This window comes from Citrobacter werkmanii, from assembly GCF_008693645.1.
Taxonomy (GTDB): Bacteria; Pseudomonadota; Gammaproteobacteria; order Enterobacterales; family Enterobacteriaceae; genus Citrobacter; species Citrobacter werkmanii.
In genome coordinates this window covers 4748616-4764839 of sequence record NZ_CP044101.1, presented here as the reverse complement: position 1 = coordinate 4764839, position 16224 = coordinate 4748616, and the positions used below count along the sequence as shown (strand labels likewise).

Sequence of the window (16224 nt, the reverse complement as noted above, 5' to 3'; positions counted from 1 at the left end):
TAAGCGGGCTTTTTGTGTGTCTGATTTTGCACTATGTCACAAATCTATACATCTATTGCAATAATTTCTTTAAAGAGTCGCAACAGGCGTGGCGACTGGATCCAGCGTGACTTTCACCCAGCGGAAAGATTCCACTTTTTTATGTTGTTACTGTAACGTTTAATAAAAAGACGATGAGTTTTGTGCTCGACTTAAAACTTTCATGTGAAATAACTCAAGCAGAATGCGTATTTCAGGTGAGAAACTATTTCTCTGTTTACATATTTTTTCTAAATACGATCTTACTGTTTGATATTGTCTGGCTAATCTCTTTAGGTTAATGCGAAAACCGTGATGCATTTCAGGGGGATGCGGGGGAAACCTACGTATTGACCGGCAATGCCTCTCTGCTTTAAGTGGCGGCGATCACACTTTTATGCTCATCCCCGCTCCTCCTCCCTCCCTAATCCGTGCCAGGATGAGGAAGGTCAACAACGAGCCTGGCAAACTAGCGATAACGTTGTTTTATTACCTAAGGACCTGGAATCCCTATGTCACAGCCAACCTTCAACAAAGATCAATTTCAGGCAGCCCTGACGCGTCAGTGGCAGCGTTTCGGTTTACTGTCGGCTCACGAAATGACGTCGCGCCAGTGGTGGCAGGCAGTGAGTGGGGCGTTGGCTGAGTTACTCAGCGCCCAGCCAGCGGTGAAACCGGCAAAAAATCAGCGCCATGTTAACTACATCTCGATGGAATTTTTGATTGGTCGTCTGACCGGCAACAACTTACTCAATCTGGGCTGGTATCAGGCGGTGAGCGATGAACTGAAAGCGCACGACGTCAATCTGACCGATCTGCTGGAAGAAGAGATCGATCCGGCGTTAGGTAACGGTGGATTGGGGCGTCTGGCGGCCTGCTTCCTGGATTCGATGGCGACGGTCGGCCAGTCGGCGACGGGCTATGGTCTCAACTACCAGTACGGCCTGTTCCGCCAGTCTTTTGCCGACGGTCAGCAGATGGAAGCCCCGGATGACTGGCATCGCGGTAGCTATCCGTGGTTCCGTCACAACGAGGCGTTAGATGTGCAGGTAGGCATTGGCGGTAAAGTCACCAAAGAGGGACACTGGGAGCCGGGATTTATCATCACCGGTCAGGCTTGGGATCTGCCGGTTCTCGGCTACCGTAACGGCGTGGCGCAACCGCTGCGTCTGTGGCAGGCCAGCCACGCGCATCCGTTTAACCTGACTAAATTTAATGACGGTGATTTCCTGCGCGCTGAGCAGCAGGGTATCGACGCTGAGAAACTAACCAAGGTGCTGTACCCGAACGACAACCACACCGCGGGTAAAAAGCTGCGCCTGATGCAGCAGTACTTCCAGTGCGCCTGCTCCGTAGCCGACATTCTGCGCCGCCATCATCTGGCAGGGCGTAAACTGCATGAGCTGGCCGATTTCGAAGTGATTCAGTTGAACGATACTCACCCGACCATCGCGATCCCTGAGCTGCTGCGTGTGCTGATTGATGAGCATCAGATGAGCTGGGACGATGCGTGGGCCATTACCAGCAAAACCTTTGCGTACACCAACCATACCCTGATGCCGGAGGCGTTGGAGTGTTGGGATGAGAAGTTGGTGAAAGCGCTACTGCCGCGCCATATGCAAATCATCAAAGAGATTAACGACCGCTTTAAGAAACTGGTCGATAAAACCTGGCCGGGTAATGCTGAAGTGTGGGCGAAACTGGCGGTGGTGCATAATAAACAGGTACGTATGGCCAATATGTGCGTGGTCAGCGGTTTTGCAGTTAACGGCGTGGCGGCGCTGCACTCCGATCTGGTGGTGAAAGATCTGTTCCCGGAATATCACCAGCTCTGGCCTAACAAATTCCATAACGTCACCAACGGGATTACCCCGCGTCGCTGGATCAAACAGTGCAACCCGGCGCTTGCCGCGCTGCTGGATAAATCGCTGAAAAAAGAGTGGGCCAACGACCTCGACCAGTTGATTAACCTAGAAAAATACGCCGACGACGCGAAGTTCCGTCAGACTTATCGTGACATTAAGCTGGCGAATAAAAAGCGCCTGGCAGAGTTTGTGAAAGTACGGACAGGTATTGAAATCAATCCGCAGGCAATCTTTGATATTCAGATCAAACGTCTGCATGAGTACAAGCGTCAGCATCTGAACTTGCTGCATATTCTGGCGCTGTACAAAGAAATTCGTGAAAACCCGCAGGCGGATCGCGTGCCGCGCGTCTTCCTGTTTGGCGCGAAAGCCGCTCCGGGTTACTACCTGGCGAAAAATATTATCTTCGCTATCAACAAGGTGGCGGAAACCATCAATAACGACCCGAAAATCGGCGACAAGCTGAAAGTCGTCTTCCTGCCGGATTATTGTGTCTCGGCAGCGGAAATGCTGATTCCGGCGGCGGATATCTCTGAGCAGATCTCAACCGCGGGCAAAGAGGCTTCCGGCACAGGTAACATGAAACTGGCGCTGAACGGCGCGTTAACCGTCGGTACGCTGGATGGCGCCAACGTCGAAATCGCCGAGAAGGTGGGCGACGAAAATATCTTTATCTTTGGTCATACCGTGGAAGAGGTGAAAGCCCTGAAAGCGAAAGGCTATGACCCGGTGAAATGGCGTAAGAAAGATAAGGTGCTGGATGCTGTTCTGAAGGAGTTGGAAAGCGGAAAATTCAGCGACGGCGATAAACATGCCTTTGACCAGATGCTGCACAGTATTGGTAAGCAGGGCGGTGATCCGTATCTGGTCATGGCGGACTTCGCGGCCTACGTTGCAGCCCAGAAGCAGGTTGACGTGTTGTACCGTGACCAGGACGCCTGGACCCGGGCGGCAATTCTGAATACCGCACGTTGCGGCATGTTCAGTTCAGATCGCTCTATTCGCGATTATCAGGCTCGTATCTGGCAGGCGAAACGTTAAGGAAGCGCGATGGAAAGCAAACGTCTGGATAATGCCGCGCTGGCGGCGGGGATCAGCCCACATTACATTAATGCCCACGGTAAACCGCAGTCTATTGGCGCCGAAACCAAGCGGCGTTTGCTTGACGCCATGCATCGCACCACCGCCGCCACGAAGGTGGCGGTGACCCCGGTGCCGAACGTCATGGTTTATACCGCGGGCAAAAAAATGCCGTTGGCGGTTGAGGGAAGTGGAGAGTTTACCTGGCTGCTAACCACCGAAGAGGGTGTGCAGCACAAAGGGCATGCCGTCGGCGGTAAATCTTTCAACCTTCCGGCGAAGCTGCCGGAGGGGTATCACACGCTTACCCTGACTCAGGGGGAGTTGCGTACACATTGCCGTATCATCGTGGCGCCGAAGCGCTGTTACGAACCGCAGGCGTTGTTGGCCGGGCAGAAGCTGTGGGGGGCATGCGTTCAGCTTTACACCCTACGTTCAGAAAAAAACTGGGGGATTGGCGACTTTGGCGATCTCCGCGCCATGTTGGTGGATGTGGCACAACGCGGCGGCGCGTTTATCGGCCTGAATCCTATTCATGCGCTGTATCCGGCGAACCCGGAAAGTGCAAGTCCATACAGCCCATCGTCACGTCGCTGGCTGAATATTATTTATATTGATGTCAACGCAGTAGACGATTTCCACCACAGTAAAGAGGCACAGGCCTGGTGGCAGAAACCCACGACTCAGCAAGCCCTGCAAAAGGCGCGAGATGCCGTATGGGTGGATTACTCTACCGTTACCGCACTGAAGATGACGGCTCTACGTATGGCGTGGAAAAGCTTCTCTGCGCGTGATGATGAGCAGATGGCGGCATTTCGCCAGTTTGTGGCTCAGGAAGGGGATAGCCTGTACTGGCAGGCGGCCTTTGACGCCCTGCATGCGCATCAGGTGAAAGAAGACGCATTGCGCTGGGGCTGGCCGGTGTGGCCAGAGGCTTTCCAGTCGGTGGACTCGCCAGAGGTCAAACAGTTCTGCGAAGCGCATCGTGATGACGTGGACTTCTACCTGTGGCTTCAGTGGCTGGCGTATACCCAGTTCGCTGACTGCTGGGAAACGAGTCAGGGTTTTGCGATGCCTGTCGGGCTGTATCGCGATCTGGCGGTCGGCGTGGCAGAAGGGGGGGCGGAAACCTGGTGCGACCGTGAGCTGTACTGCCTGAAAGCCTCGGTTGGCGCGCCGCCGGATATTCTCGGTCCGCTGGGTCAGAACTGGGGGCTGCCGCCGATGGATCCGCACATCATCACAGCCCGCGCTTACGAACCTTTTATCGAGCTGCTGCGCGCCAATATGCAGAACTGCGGCGCATTGCGTATCGATCATGTTATGTCGATGCTGCGTCTGTGGTGGATCCCCTACGGTGAAACGGCCGATCACGGCGCCTACGTGCATTATCCGGTCGACGATCTTCTTTCAATTCTGGCGCTGGAAAGTAAACGTCATCACTGCATGGTGATTGGTGAAGATCTGGGTACTGTGCCGGTGGAGATCGTCAGCAAGCTGCGCGATAGCGGCGTGTACTCCTACAAAGTGCTTTACTTTGAGAATGACCATGAGAAAAACTTCCGTGCGCCGAAAGCGTACCCGGAACAATCAATGGCAGTCGCGGCGACGCATGACCTTCCCACGCTTAAAGGTTATTGGGATAGCGGCGATCTGACGCTGGGTAGAGCGCTGGGTCTGTACCCGGATGAGGTTGTGCTACGAGGGTTATATCAGGACCGGGAGTTGGCGAAACAAGGGCTGCTGGACGCGCTGCACAAATATGGCTGTCTGCCAAAACGCGCGGGTCACAAGGCCTCGCTGATGTCGATGACGCCGATGCTTAATCGTGGCATGCAACGCTACATCGCTGACAGCAACAGTGCGCTGCTGGGCCTGCAACCGGAGGACTGGTTAGGAATGGCGGATCCGGTCAACATCCCGGGGACCAGCGACCAGTACAAAAACTGGCGGCGTAAGCTCACCGCTACGTTGGAGCAGATGTTCGCCGATGACGGGGTGAACAAGCTGATTAAGGATTTGGATAAACGCCGAAAAGCCGCTGCGAAGAAGAAATAGTGTTAGTTGGCCGGATGGCGGCGCAGAATGCGTCTTATCCGGCCTACAATGACTGCGGTAGGCCGGGTAAGCGAAGCGCCACCCGGCACCGTTTTATCAGACCACCATGCCCAGCAGCAGACAACCTACCAGACCGCAGATGGAGATAATGGTCTCCAGCATTGACCATGACTTGATGGTCTCACCGATAGTCAGGTTGAAGTACTCCTTGAACAGCCAGAAGCCAGGATCGTTCACGTGGGAGAAAATGACGGAGCCGGAACCGACTGCAATAACCATCAGCTCAGGGCTTACGCCGGTCGTCGCAATCAGCGGCGCCACTATCCCACCTGCGGTGATAGCTGCAACGGTTGCGGAACCCAGCGCGATACGCAGTACCGCAGCGATAGACCATGCCATCAGCAGCGGAGAAACGTTCGAGCCGTGCATCATTGAAGCGATGTATTTGTCCACGCCGCTATCAACCAGAACCTGTTTGAAGGCACCGCCACCACCGATGATCAACAGCATCATCGCGATGATTTTGATTGAGGACACCAGCGTGTCGTTAATCTGATCCATCGAACGTCCACGGTTCAGACCAAACGTGAACATCGCAATCAGCACCGCGATAAGCGTAGCCATGACCGGGTCGCCAAGGAATTCTGCAACCGTCAGGAAAGCATGACCTTTAGGCAGAATCATCTCCGCGACGGCGCGCATCGCCATCAGGATAACCGGAACCAAAGAGGTCCAGACGCTGACGCCAAAGCCTGGCATCTCTTCTTCGGTGAAGGTTTTTGCGCTGTACAAACCTTCCGGGATTGGTTTATCGATGCCTTTCAGGAAGCGCGCGTACACCGGACCGGCGAGAATAACGGTCGGGATGGCCAGAATCGTACCAAACAGCAGGGTTTTACCCATATCTGCGTGGAAAATGGTGGCGATAGCAGTCGGACCCGGGTGAGGCGGCAGGAAACCGTGCGTGACGGACAGCGCAGCAGCCATCGGGACACCAACGTACAGCAGCGGGATGTTTGCCGCCGCGGCAATCGTGAACACCAGCGGCAGCATCAGTACGAAGCCGACTTCGTAGAACAGGGCAAAACCGACGGTGAAACCGGTTAATACTACCGCCCACTGAATGTGTTTTTTGCCGAATTTAGCAATCAGCGTGGTGGCGATGCGCTGTGCGCCGCCGCAGTCTGCCAGCATTTTGCCCAACATGGCGCCAAAACCCATAATCAGGGCGAGGCTGCCAAGGGTTCCGCCGACGCCGGCTTTAATAGAACCGATGACTTTATCCAGCGGCATCCCTTGCATCAATCCGACAGCAAGCGCCACCAGGACGAGAGCGATGAAGCCGTTCATTTTGAAACGGATCATCAGGAGAAGTAACAAGATTACACCGATAGCAACGATGACTAATGGCATGATTTACCTGGCCTTTACTTTGTTATGGGTAACGTCAGTGTTTAGATGACAAATTCCGATTGTCCCGACCGGGAACCGAGTATTCACAGCACCAATGCTGATTACCGTCAAAACTAATTAGTTTAGCTGGCTGTTATGGGTGTGTTAGGTGCTGATATGAATGATACGGGTAACATGCAGCGCTTGAAAATCACCTGAGCAGGCAAAATTTAAATTATGAGAGGCGGGTCAAATTATAGCGGAGTTGTTGCAGGGGACATGCAGAGAAATGTAAGGGTGCAGGCCGGATAAAGCGTTTACGCTGCCATCCGGCATCAATGCCCGATGGCGACGCGGATGCGCCTGATCGGGCCTTGCAGGTCTGGTCGTTAGTAGTAAGAGTGCTCACCACGCTGGTGTTCGGTTAAATCGCGAACGCCTTTCAGTTCAGGGAATTCAGCCAGCAGCTGTTTCTCGATACCTTCTTTCAGCGTTACATCTACCATTGAACAGCCGTTACAGCCGCCGCCAAATTGCAGAATGGCGTAGCCTTCATCGGTGATCTCCATCAGAGAGACGCGGCCACCATGGCCTGCCAACTGTGGGTTGATCTGCGATTGCAGCATGTACTCTACGCGTTCCATCAGCGGCGCATCATCGGCAACTTTACGCATTTTGGCGTTTGGCGCTTTCAGCGTCAGCTGGGAGCCTAACTGGTCGGTAACGAAATCGATTTCTGCATCTTCCAGATACGGTGCGCTCAGTTCATCAACATATGCGGTCAGCAGGTCAAATTTAATGGCGGTGTCGGTTGCTTCCACGGCGTCGGGCGGGCAATAAGAAACGCCGCATTCAGCGTTAGGCGTGCCGGGATTAATCACAAATACGCGAATTTGTGTCCCTTCTTCCTGATTTGCCAGCAGTTTGGCAAAGTGCGCTTGTGCAGCATCGGAAATATGGATCATAGTAATGGCCTAATAGTTGACTATTTTACTTGGTTATAATACGCCCATCATCGAGGCTCTACAAGGTTCGACACAGGCACCATACCTGGACAGTCGCCGCGCCGTTGCGTAAAAGCAGCTGCGCGATTTCCGCGACGGTACTTCCGGTAGTGACGACATCATCCACAATAACCATATGGAGTCCCTGCACCGGCAATTCAAGGCGAAAGGCATTTTTCAGGTTACGTTTGCGTAATCTGGCGCTGAGATAGTGTTGTGTGGCGGTGGCCCGAACCCGTGTGATGGCCTGCCTGTCCCAGTCGCATCCAAGCCAGCGCGCCAAAGGGCGACACAGTAAATCACTCTGATTAAATCCTCTGCGCCAGTGTCGGCGTTGCCAGAGCGGGACGCTAACTATTCTGTCCGGCAGAGGAAGAGCGCTGACGCGCCGGGCCTGTAATACCTCCAGCAACAGTAAACGTGAAAGAGCACTGGCCATTTCGCTGCGGCGTGAAAACTTAAACTGGTGGATAAGTCCGCTCAGCGGAGGAATATAGTCGCTGACGGCGATCAGACGCTGCCATGGCGGGGGTTTTTGCAGGCAACGACCGCAGGGAAGCGAAGGATGTGCGGCAGGTAGTCCGCATTGAGGACATCGGCAGAGAGGCTGACGCGTTGCCCGCGTGCAAACCGAACAGATCCCCCAGTGCCCCAACGTCAACGGCATTCGGCATAGCCAGCACAATCCTGGTACTGTTAGCATAGATGCATCCTTTCAGGCTAAAAGAGAACAATAACTGATGAATGACATCTGGTGGCAGACCCAGGGTTCGGGAAATTGCCATCTTGTGCTGCTGCACGGATGGGGACTGAACGCGGAAGTATGGCATTGCATAAGTGAGGAACTGAGCTCGCATTTCACGCTGCATCTTGTCGACTTGCCGGGATTTGGTCGTAGCCAGGGGTTCGGCGCAATGTCGTTGGAAGAGATGGCCGGGCGGGTATTAAAACAGGCGCCGGAGAAAGCCATCTGGCTCGGCTGGAGTCTCGGGGGGCTGGTCGCCAGTCAGGTGGCGTTAACGCATCCTGAGCGTGTTCAGGCGCTGGTTACCGTGGCATCTTCACCTTGTTTTAGCGCGCGCGACGAATGGCCGGGCATTAAGCCGGAAGTACTGGCCGGTTTCCAGCAACAGTTGAGCGAAGATTTCCAGCGTACGGTTGAGCGTTTTCTGGCCTTGCAAACGATGGGTACTGAAACCGCGCGTCAGGATGCGCGAGCGCTGAAGAAAACGGTGCTGGCATTACCCATGCCGGACGTCGAGGTGCTTAATGGCGGGCTGGAGATCCTGAAAACGGTCGATCTGCGTGAGCCGTTATGTTCTGTGGATATACCTTTCCTGCGGATGTACGGTTATCTTGATGGTTTGGTTCCGCGCAAAGTCGTCCCGATGCTGGATACCTTGTGGCCGCAAAGCGAGTCGTTGGTGTTTGCCAAAGCGGCGCATGCGCCGTTTATCTCACATCCGACGGAGTTCTGCTCAGTGCTGGTGGCGTTAAAACAGCGGCTATAAATCCGCTGTTTTGCCCGGTGGAATCATACTGCCGGGCTGGTGATTAATGGCTGCACGTAGCCAGATCCTCAGCGGTCAGGCCGGTGATTCTGCAGATGGTCAGCGGGTCTATACCATCTGCCAACATGGTTGTTGCAATGCGTAGAGCTTCCTCTCGTTTGCCTTGTTGCAAACCCTCTCGTAACCCCTGTAGTAACCCTTTCCTGTGACCTTCCTGAAGACCATTAAGGTGCCCTTCCTGACGTAATCTTTCGGCAATAGTCATCAACTTTTCCTTATGTTGAGGTAAACGTTCGGCGACCTGGTGAATAAATTCGCTAAAACGCGCGGTGTCACCGGCCTGCATCAGGTAATTAAACAGGGCTTTCAACTGGTTGTCATTAGCATGTCCTTTAACAAGCAGGATGGCGAGTTTTTCAACTAACCCCATCAAATCGCGTTTACGAATATGCTTTTGGATGAGCTCCAACAGCGCCATCCGGCGGTGCTGCATGATCTCGTCATCGGGCACAACGGTGATATCGACCAATGGAAATGCTGTGGCATAAAGTGGTCTGGCTGCCTCCGGGTCGTCAAATTCGTCCAGCCAGCAGAGTGAATATGGATATGGGCTGACGGTGCCATGATAAAAAAGTATGGGGATCACCAACGGTAGTTTCTTATGGCCCGCGTCCAGATGTCGCTGCATTACGGCAATGGCATAGCGCATGAGGCGAAATGCCATATGAGCATCCGCGGTACTCTGATGTTCAATGATGGTGTAAATGTAGCCATCGCCTTCACGAGTTTTCAGCGACCACAACACGTCTGAATAGTACGCGCGTAAATCGTCTTCAATAAAGCTGCCTGATTCCAGTTGTAGTGTGTTCAGATCGCAAAGTACACGCAAAGCGTCGGGTAGATGAAGTTGCAGAAAATCGCGGGCGGTTGCAGGGTGGTTCAAAAACGTTTTGAAAATCGCGTCATGCGGCGTAGCCGTCGTGTCAGTATTCATGGCGATCCGTCACCTGGGAAATAAGATGACGAGACTCTACTTGCCCGAACGACAGTAATCATCCGCGAGTTGATAGTTCTGCGCGGAAGGCTGAGGGATAGATCTGTTTTGCTGAAACAGTAAAATCGTTGTGGGAGCCGTTACGCAAAAAGCCGGATATCAGCATAAACGCTGAGTCCGGCAGGAGCGGCAAACTAGCGCAAAGCCCACCACTCGCGCAGGCAGGCTTTACCTTCCGGGCAACTCTTGCAGCTTCCGGACAGACACCCATCGGCATCTTCCTGAATCCGCACCGCTTTGCCCATCTTTTCTAACTGATTCAGCATGGCGTCAATCATTGGCTGCGGGGTATGCAGCGTGTGGCTAATTTGCTTTGCCTCCATGCGCCCCCGCAGCGCCAGTAAATCACGAACCTGAATAAGCGATGCCATCGTTTTCAGCCTTAATGGCAATCGCCAGTGGTACTGGAACAGCAGGAGCTAGCTGTTCTGTTGGTTGACAGCAGTGAGAGATCCACCCGGCTGCGGGCACGGCGCAGCAGACCCAGCAACACGATGTTAAACAGAATGACGGCTAAGATGCACACCAGACTGTAAGTCGGATGCGCTTTGTAGCTGACGGTCTGATAAAACAGCGTTGACAGTGAATAGGCGATGTTCAGGCCCCACAGGATCGAGAAGCCCATCCAACCACGGCTGGATTCACGTGCGATAGCCCCCATCACTGAAATGCACGGGACATACAGCAGCACGAAAATCAGGTAGCTGTACGCGGCGGCGGCGCTGCCAAATTTCTCGCCCATCACGCCCATTGCGCCTGTAGCCATCTCGCCGTCGCCTTTGCTGGCTTCAATAGGGTTGGCCAGCACGCTCAGGCTGAAGGTGTCTTTCAGGCTTTGCCAGGTTTCATCCACCGCACTGAACAGCTCGTCACCGAGGTGGAAATCTGCCGGATTGAATTCTTCTTCCTGAATGTTTTCTGCGGTGTAAAGCGTGTTCAGCGTACCGACAACCACCTCTTTTGCCATCGCACCGGTGAACAGACCGACGGTTGCCTGCCAGTTATCTTCGTGGACGCCAATCGGCTTGAAGACTGGGGTGATGACGCGGCTGACGGAAGCCAGAGCAGAGTCGTTGATGTTATCGACGATTTTCCCGCTTAGCGAGAAGCTGTTAAAGGCGCTGAGGAAAATACTGACGATGATAATCACTTTACCGGCACGCAGCACGAAGCCTTTCAGACGTTGCCAGGTCTGAATAATCAGGCTCTTGATGTGCGGCACATGGTATACCGGCAGCTCCATGACGAATGGTGTTGCTTCGCCACGCATGATGGTGTGTTTGAGCATCAGGCCGGTCAGCACCGCCATGATGATACCCAGTACGTACAACGAGAAGACCGCCAGCGCGCCGTTCTGACCAAAGAAAGCCGCGGCAAAGACGGCGAAAATCGCCAGACGTGCGCCGCAGGACATAAACGGCGCCATCATGATGGTCATCAGACGTTCACGTGGCGCATCCAGCGTACGGGCGCCCATCACCGACGGTACGTTGCAGCCAAAGCCGACTATCAGCGGGACAAACGATTTGCCCGGCAGTCCCAGTGCCTGCATCAGACGGTCCATCACAAACGCAGCGCGCGCCATGTAACCGGAGTCTTCAAGGAAAGAGAGGAACAGGTACATCATGCCGATTTGCGGCACCAACGGCAGCACGGTGTTAATCCCGCCGCCAAGACCTTGCGCCAGGAAGATAGTGAGCCAGTCCGGGAAGTGCAGCGTATAGCCAATCCATTGAATACCATGAATAAACAGCGCCACGGAACCCACATCGAATAACGGCTGCAGTGCGCCGCCAATGTTAATGGCGAGCAGGAACATCAGGTACATCACGAACAGGAAAATCGGCAACCCGAGGAAGCGGTTGAGGACAATTTTATCCACCGCGGTGGTGAAATGGCTCGGCTCTGCCGTCAGGGTATTACTGACGGTATCGCAGATTGCGGCGATGCATTGGTAACGCGCATCGGCGATATGCAGCGCGGGATCGTCCATTGTTTCACTCAGACGCGCAATGGCGGCATCGAGGTTTTGCGCGGCCTCACCGGCGTAGGCACGGCTGTAGATATCGCCTTCCAGCATTTGCAGGCCCAGCCAGCGGCGTTGTTTTAGCGGCATATCTTTGGCCATCGCATCGGCGAGGGAATCGGCTTCCTGCAACAACGGCTGGGCATAATGCACCAGTTCGACGGTGTCGTTTTCCTTGTAGCGATCGATCGCCAGCTTCAACGCTTCAATGCCGCGGGCGCGGGTGGAGACCAGCGGAACCACCGGGCAGCCAAGACGGGCGGAGAGGGCGTCGATATCGATACGGATTTGCTGTTTCTCAGCAATATCCAGCATGTTCAGAGCGACGATACAGGGAATGCCCAGCTCAAGCAGTTGCAACGTCAGGTAGAGGTTGCGCTCAAGGTTTGAGGCATCGACCACGTTGATCAACAGATCCGCGTCGCCGCTTAAAATGTAGTGGCAGGCGATTTGCTCATCAAGAGAGGTCTGCGACGAGATTGTCGTCAGTGAATAGGTGCCGGGTAAGTCGACCAGCGTGACCTGATGGTCCGTCGTGGCGAAATGACCTTCTTTACGCTCAACGGTAACGCCAGCCCAGTTGCCTACACGCTGACGCGCGCCGGTGAGCTGGTTGAATAAGGTTGTCTTGCCGGAATTAGGATTACCAATTAAACCAATGGTTAGTTTTTTCATTTTTATAGACTCACTGTATTAACAGGACACCGCTTCCACTTCTAATAACGCCAAATCCTTTTTACGCAATACCAGACTTACGCGACGCGTTTCAATATGGATAGGATCGCCGAGCGGGGCGACGCGAACCACGTTGAAGGATGAGCCGGGTAGCATGCCAAGTGACAACAGTTTCTGACGATAAGCCGGGCTGATTTCACGGGCAAAACCGGTAATTTTCCACGCACTGTCAGGAGTGAATTGCATAGGGACCTACTTATATCTCGCTAACTGGGTGATTACCTCATGGGGCGACAGGGCGGCATGAGACCAGATGATTAGCCAACGTAAGGAAAGAGTAAATAATCAACAAACCAATGATAATGAGAATGGTTTCTATCATCAATAGAATAAGTGTGACGGAATGTACAATTAGATAATAATTTGAGCCAATTTTGATATTCCTCAATATTTATTCTGGTTGGGGACGAATGATTCGCGCTAGCAATTATTGAAATCCTTAATGTTTAATTAAGGTTTCATCTGTTAATGAAGTGATAAATATAATGAGGAAGAGAGAAGATAATATAGTAAATATGCCGGATACGGTATTTACACCGCTATCCGGCACATGGTTTAAACTTAGCGCTTTTTACCCATTGCCGCTGCCAGCGCATCCATCATGGCGCTGTTGCCCGCAGGCTGAGCGTCACGGCCACGAGGTTTCGCGGCTTTTGGAGCCGGGCGATTGCCCTGAGTACGATCGTTATTTCCACCACTGCGACGCGCGTTGGTTTCACCTGGCTGCTCATCCAGACGCATAGTCAGCGCGATACGCTTACGCTGCAGGTCCACTTCCAGCACTTTCACCTTCACAATGTCGCCCGCTTTCACCACGGTGTGGGGATCTTCGACGAACTTATTCGACAGTGAAGAGATATGCACCAGACCGTCCTGGTGTACGCCGATATCGACAAACGCGCCGAAGTTGGTGACGTTGGTGACGGCTCCTTCCAGAATCATCCCCGGTTGCAGATCGTTCATGGTTTCTACGCCATCAGCAAACTGTGCGGTTTTGAATTCAGGACGCGGGTCGCGACCCGGTTTTTCCAGCTCTTTGATGATGTCGGTGACGGTTGGTACCCCGAAGCGCTCGTCGGTAAAATCGGCGGCTTTCAGATTGCGCAGTTCGCTGCTGTTGCCCATCAGATCGCGCAGCGATTGCTCGGTGGCGGCCAGAATGCGTTCCACAATCGGATAGGCTTCCGGGTGAACGGTGGAGGCATCCAGTGGATTATCGCCGTGATTGATACGCAAGAAGCCCGCGCACTGTTCAAAGGCTTTAGGGCCCAGACGGCTGACTTTGAGCAGTTGCTGACGGTTCTGGAACTGGCCGTTCTCGTCACGCCAGGCCACGATGTTCTGCGCCATCATGCGCGTCAGGCCCGCCACGCGGGTCAGCAGCGGTACGGAGGCGGTGTTCAGATCCACGCCGACGGCGTTTACGCAGTCTTCCACTACCGCATCCAGCTTACGCGCCAGCTGCGTCTGGCTTACGTCGTGCTGATACTGGCCCACGCCGATAGATTTCGGATCGATTTTCACCAGCTCAGCCAGCGGATCCTGCAGACGACGGGCGATCGACACCGCCCCACGCAGCGAAACATCAAGGTCCGGGAACTCCAGCGCCGCCAGCTCAGAAGCGGAGTACACTGACGCGCCGGCTTCGCTGACGATTACTTTCTGCGCGGTGACTTGCGGGAACTGTTTCTGTACGTCGAGGAAGAAACGCTCGGTTTCGCGCGACGCCGTACCATTACCAATCGCCACCAGCTCAACGTTGTATTTTTCACACAACGCTGCAACGGCGACGGCGGCTTTGGCGGCCTGACCGGTATGCGGGTAAATGGTATCGGTAGCGACCAGTTTGCCGGTACCGTCAACCACAGCCACTTTTACCCCGGTACGCAGACCCGGATCGAGGCCCATTGTGGCGCGCAGTCCGGCTGGGGCGGCCATCAGCAGGTCATGCAGGTTGCGGGCAAAGACGTTAATCGCTTCATCTTCCGCACGTTCGCGCACGGTACCCATCAGCTCGGTTTCAAGGTGCATCAGCACTTTGATGCGCCACGTCCAGCTCACCACGCCTTTACGCCAGCTGTCGGCAGGTGCGTTATTCAGGCGCAGTCCCAGATGTTCCTGGATAATCTGCTCGCCGTGGCTCTCTTTTGGCGGCTCATCGAATTGCGGATCGGCATTCAATGAAAGCTGTAACATGCCTTCGTTACGCCCACGGAACATGGCCAGCGCGCGGTGGGATGGCACGGTAGAAATCGGTTCGTGGTGGTCGAAGTAGTCACGGAACTTCGCCCCTTCCTCTTCTTTACCGCTGACCACGGTAGAAACCAAATGCGCGTTTTTCCACAGGTAATCACGAACTTTTGCCAGCAGCGCGGCGTCTTCTGCGAAACGCTCCATCAGAATGTAGCGCGCGCCGTCGAGAGCGGCTTTGGTGTCCGCCACGCCGTTTTCGGCGTTGAGGTATTTGGCGGCTTCCGTTTCCGGGTCGTGGGAGGGTTCGTTCCACAGCAGGTCAGCCAGCGGCTCCAGCCCGGCTTCAATGGCGATTTGCCCACGGGTGCGGCGCTTGGGTTTGTACGGCAGATAGAGATCTTCGAGTTCGGTCTTACTTAACGTACCGTTGATCGCATTCGCCAGATCGTCGGTCAGTTTGCCTTGCTCGCCGATAGATTTCAGGATCGCCTGACGGCGGTCTTCCAGTTCACGCAGATATCCCAGACGGGTCTCCAGATTACGCAATTGCGTATCGTCCAGACCGCCGGTGATTTCCTTACGATAACGTGCGATAAACGGCACGGTGTTCCCTTCATCAAGCAGGCGAACGGCAGCTTCTACCTGTTCAGCACGAGCCTGAATTTCACCTGCGATAATGCGGCAGAAAGAATCATTCATCATGGATAGCTTCGTCTATAGGATAAAAAATCAGGGGATAGTTATACGGATTGACTGGCAAAAATGCCAGTCATCTACGGGGGCTTCGGATTGTTCCGGTCTCACTTCACGTATTCGATCTCGTTTACGTACCAACTGGCTTCGCCGCCTGGGGTGTTTACTACCGCGAGATCGCCGACCTCTTTTTTCAGCAGCGCCCGCGCCATTGGCGAATCGATAGAGATGTAATCTTTACGGCCGAAGATCTCATCGTAGCCGACAATGCGGAATTTGCGGATGTCGCCATCGTCATTTTCAATCTCGACCCATGCGCCAAAGAAGACTTTCCCTTCCTGTTGCGGGGAGTAATCGACGATTTTCAGATTTTCCATGCACTTGGTCAAATAACGAACGCGGCGGTCGATTTCGCGCAGGCGCTTTTTATTATACTGGTAGTCGGCATTTTCGCTGCGGTCGCCCAGACTTGCGGCCCAGGTGACCTTTTTGGTGACTTCCGGGCGCTCTTCACGCCAGAGATAATTCAGTTCTTGTTTGAGTTTTTCATACCCTTCACGGGTTATCAGGGGCGTTTTCATCTTATTGTTTTACC

12 protein-coding genes are annotated in these 16224 nt (G+C 54.0%); 3 read left to right on the top strand and 9 right to left on the bottom strand.

Features of this window, described 5'->3' with window-relative positions; translation table 11 throughout:
* The first annotated feature begins 530 nt into the window (after positions 1 to 530).
* Both malP and malQ read left to right on the top strand, forming a co-directional pair.
* Complete coding sequence (malP, locus tag FOB24_RS23500; protein ID WP_087856283.1) at positions 531 to 2924, top strand: maltodextrin phosphorylase; 2394 nt, start codon at positions 531 to 533, stop codon at positions 2922 to 2924.
* A 9-nt stretch (positions 2925 to 2933) separates the two neighbouring features.
* Positions 2934 to 5021, top strand: coding sequence for a 4-alpha-glucanotransferase (gene malQ, locus FOB24_RS23495; RefSeq protein WP_150345513.1), 2088 nt, complete (start codon positions 2934 to 2936; stop codon positions 5019 to 5021).
* A gap of 96 nt (positions 5022 to 5117) precedes the next feature.
* Here the strand turns inward: malQ and gntT are convergent, their stop codons facing one another.
* The 3 genes from gntT to gntX all read right to left on the bottom strand — a co-directional run bounded on the left by gntT (position 5118) and on the right by gntX (position 8120).
* A complete protein-coding gene (gntT, locus tag FOB24_RS23490) occupies positions 5118 to 6434 on the bottom strand; it encodes a gluconate transporter (protein ID WP_150345512.1) in 1317 nt (438 codons plus the stop codon).
* Positions 6435 to 6802: 368 nt separating this feature from the next.
* Positions 6803 to 7378, bottom strand: coding sequence for a Fe-S biogenesis protein NfuA (gene nfuA / locus FOB24_RS23485; protein ID WP_003023509.1), 576 nt, complete (start codon positions 7376 to 7378; stop codon positions 6803 to 6805).
* A 58-nt stretch (positions 7379 to 7436) separates the two neighbouring features.
* Positions 7437 to 8120 (bottom strand): DNA utilization protein GntX, encoded by a 684-nt coding sequence (gene gntX / locus FOB24_RS23480; RefSeq protein ID WP_085049013.1) that lies wholly within the window; start codon positions 8118 to 8120, stop codon positions 7437 to 7439.
* 37 nt (positions 8121 to 8157) lie between these two features.
* Here gntX and bioH point away from each other — a divergent pair, with 37 nt between their 5' ends.
* Complete coding sequence (gene bioH, locus FOB24_RS23475) at positions 8158 to 8928, top strand: pimeloyl-ACP methyl ester esterase BioH (protein WP_150345511.1); 771 nt, start codon at positions 8158 to 8160, stop codon at positions 8926 to 8928.
* Between the two features lie 43 nt (positions 8929 to 8971).
* On the opposite strand, the gene FOB24_RS23470 is transcribed toward bioH, so the two are convergent.
* The 6 genes from FOB24_RS23470 to greB form a co-directional block, all read right to left on the bottom strand.
* Positions 8972 to 9922, bottom strand: a complete 951-nt coding sequence (locus FOB24_RS23470) for an Rpn family recombination-promoting nuclease/putative transposase (RefSeq protein WP_150345510.1) — start codon at positions 9920 to 9922, stop codon at positions 8972 to 8974.
* A gap of 194 nt (positions 9923 to 10116) precedes the next feature.
* On the bottom strand, positions 10117 to 10353 hold the full coding sequence (gene feoC, locus FOB24_RS23465) for a [Fe-S]-dependent transcriptional repressor FeoC (protein WP_038634895.1): 237 nt from the start codon (positions 10351 to 10353) through the stop codon (positions 10117 to 10119).
* An 11-nt stretch (positions 10354 to 10364) separates the two neighbouring features.
* A complete protein-coding gene (feoB, locus tag FOB24_RS23460; RefSeq protein ID WP_150345509.1) occupies positions 10365 to 12683 on the bottom strand; it encodes a Fe(2+) transporter permease subunit FeoB in 2319 nt (772 codons plus the stop codon).
* Between the two features lie 18 nt (positions 12684 to 12701).
* Positions 12702 to 12929, bottom strand: a complete 228-nt coding sequence (gene feoA / locus FOB24_RS23455) for a ferrous iron transporter A (protein ID WP_003023519.1) — start codon at positions 12927 to 12929, stop codon at positions 12702 to 12704.
* Positions 12930 to 13304: 375 nt separating this feature from the next.
* Positions 13305 to 15638 carry a Tex family protein gene (locus tag FOB24_RS23450; protein WP_085049010.1) on the bottom strand — a complete coding sequence of 778 codons (2334 nt, stop codon included), beginning with the start codon at positions 15636 to 15638 and terminating at the stop codon, positions 13305 to 13307.
* A gap of 98 nt (positions 15639 to 15736) precedes the next feature.
* Positions 15737 to 16210: a transcription elongation factor GreB gene (gene greB, locus FOB24_RS23445; protein ID WP_003023524.1), complete on the bottom strand. Its 474-nt coding sequence runs from the start codon at positions 16208 to 16210 to the stop codon at positions 15737 to 15739.
* Between the last annotated feature and the right edge of the window lie 14 nt (positions 16211 to 16224).

Bases quoted from the DNA above. Each gene is read 5' to 3' on its own strand.
- bioH (WP_150345511.1), top strand. From the start codon at position 8,158: ATGAATGACATCTGGTGGCAGACCCAGGGTTCGGGAAATTGCCATCTT.
- feoC (WP_038634895.1), bottom strand. From the start codon at position 10,353: ATGGCATCGCTTATTCAGGTTCGTGATTTACTGGCGCTGCGGGGGCGC.
- malP (WP_087856283.1), top strand. From the start codon at position 531: ATGTCACAGCCAACCTTCAACAAAGATCAATTTCAGGCAGCCCTGACG.
- feoB (WP_150345509.1), bottom strand. From the start codon at position 12,683: ATGAAAAAACTAACCATTGGTTTAATTGGTAATCCTAATTCCGGCAAG.
- greB (WP_003023524.1), bottom strand. From the start codon at position 16,210: ATGAAAACGCCCCTGATAACCCGTGAAGGGTATGAAAAACTCAAACAA.
- gntT (WP_150345512.1), bottom strand. From the start codon at position 6,434: ATGCCATTAGTCATCGTTGCTATCGGTGTAATCTTGTTACTTCTCCTG.
- feoA (WP_003023519.1), bottom strand. From the start codon at position 12,929: ATGCAATTCACTCCTGACAGTGCGTGGAAAATTACCGGTTTTGCCCGT.
- gntX (WP_085049013.1), bottom strand. From the start codon at position 8,120: ATGCTAACAGTACCAGGATTGTGCTGGCTATGCCGAATGCCGTTGACG.
- FOB24_RS23470 (WP_150345510.1), bottom strand. From the start codon at position 9,922: ATGAATACTGACACGACGGCTACGCCGCATGACGCGATTTTCAAAACG.
- FOB24_RS23450 (WP_085049010.1), bottom strand. From the start codon at position 15,638: ATGATGAATGATTCTTTCTGCCGCATTATCGCAGGTGAAATTCAGGCT.
- malQ (WP_150345513.1), top strand. From the start codon at position 2,934: ATGGAAAGCAAACGTCTGGATAATGCCGCGCTGGCGGCGGGGATCAGC.
- nfuA (WP_003023509.1), bottom strand. From the start codon at position 7,378: ATGATCCATATTTCCGATGCTGCACAAGCGCACTTTGCCAAACTGCTG.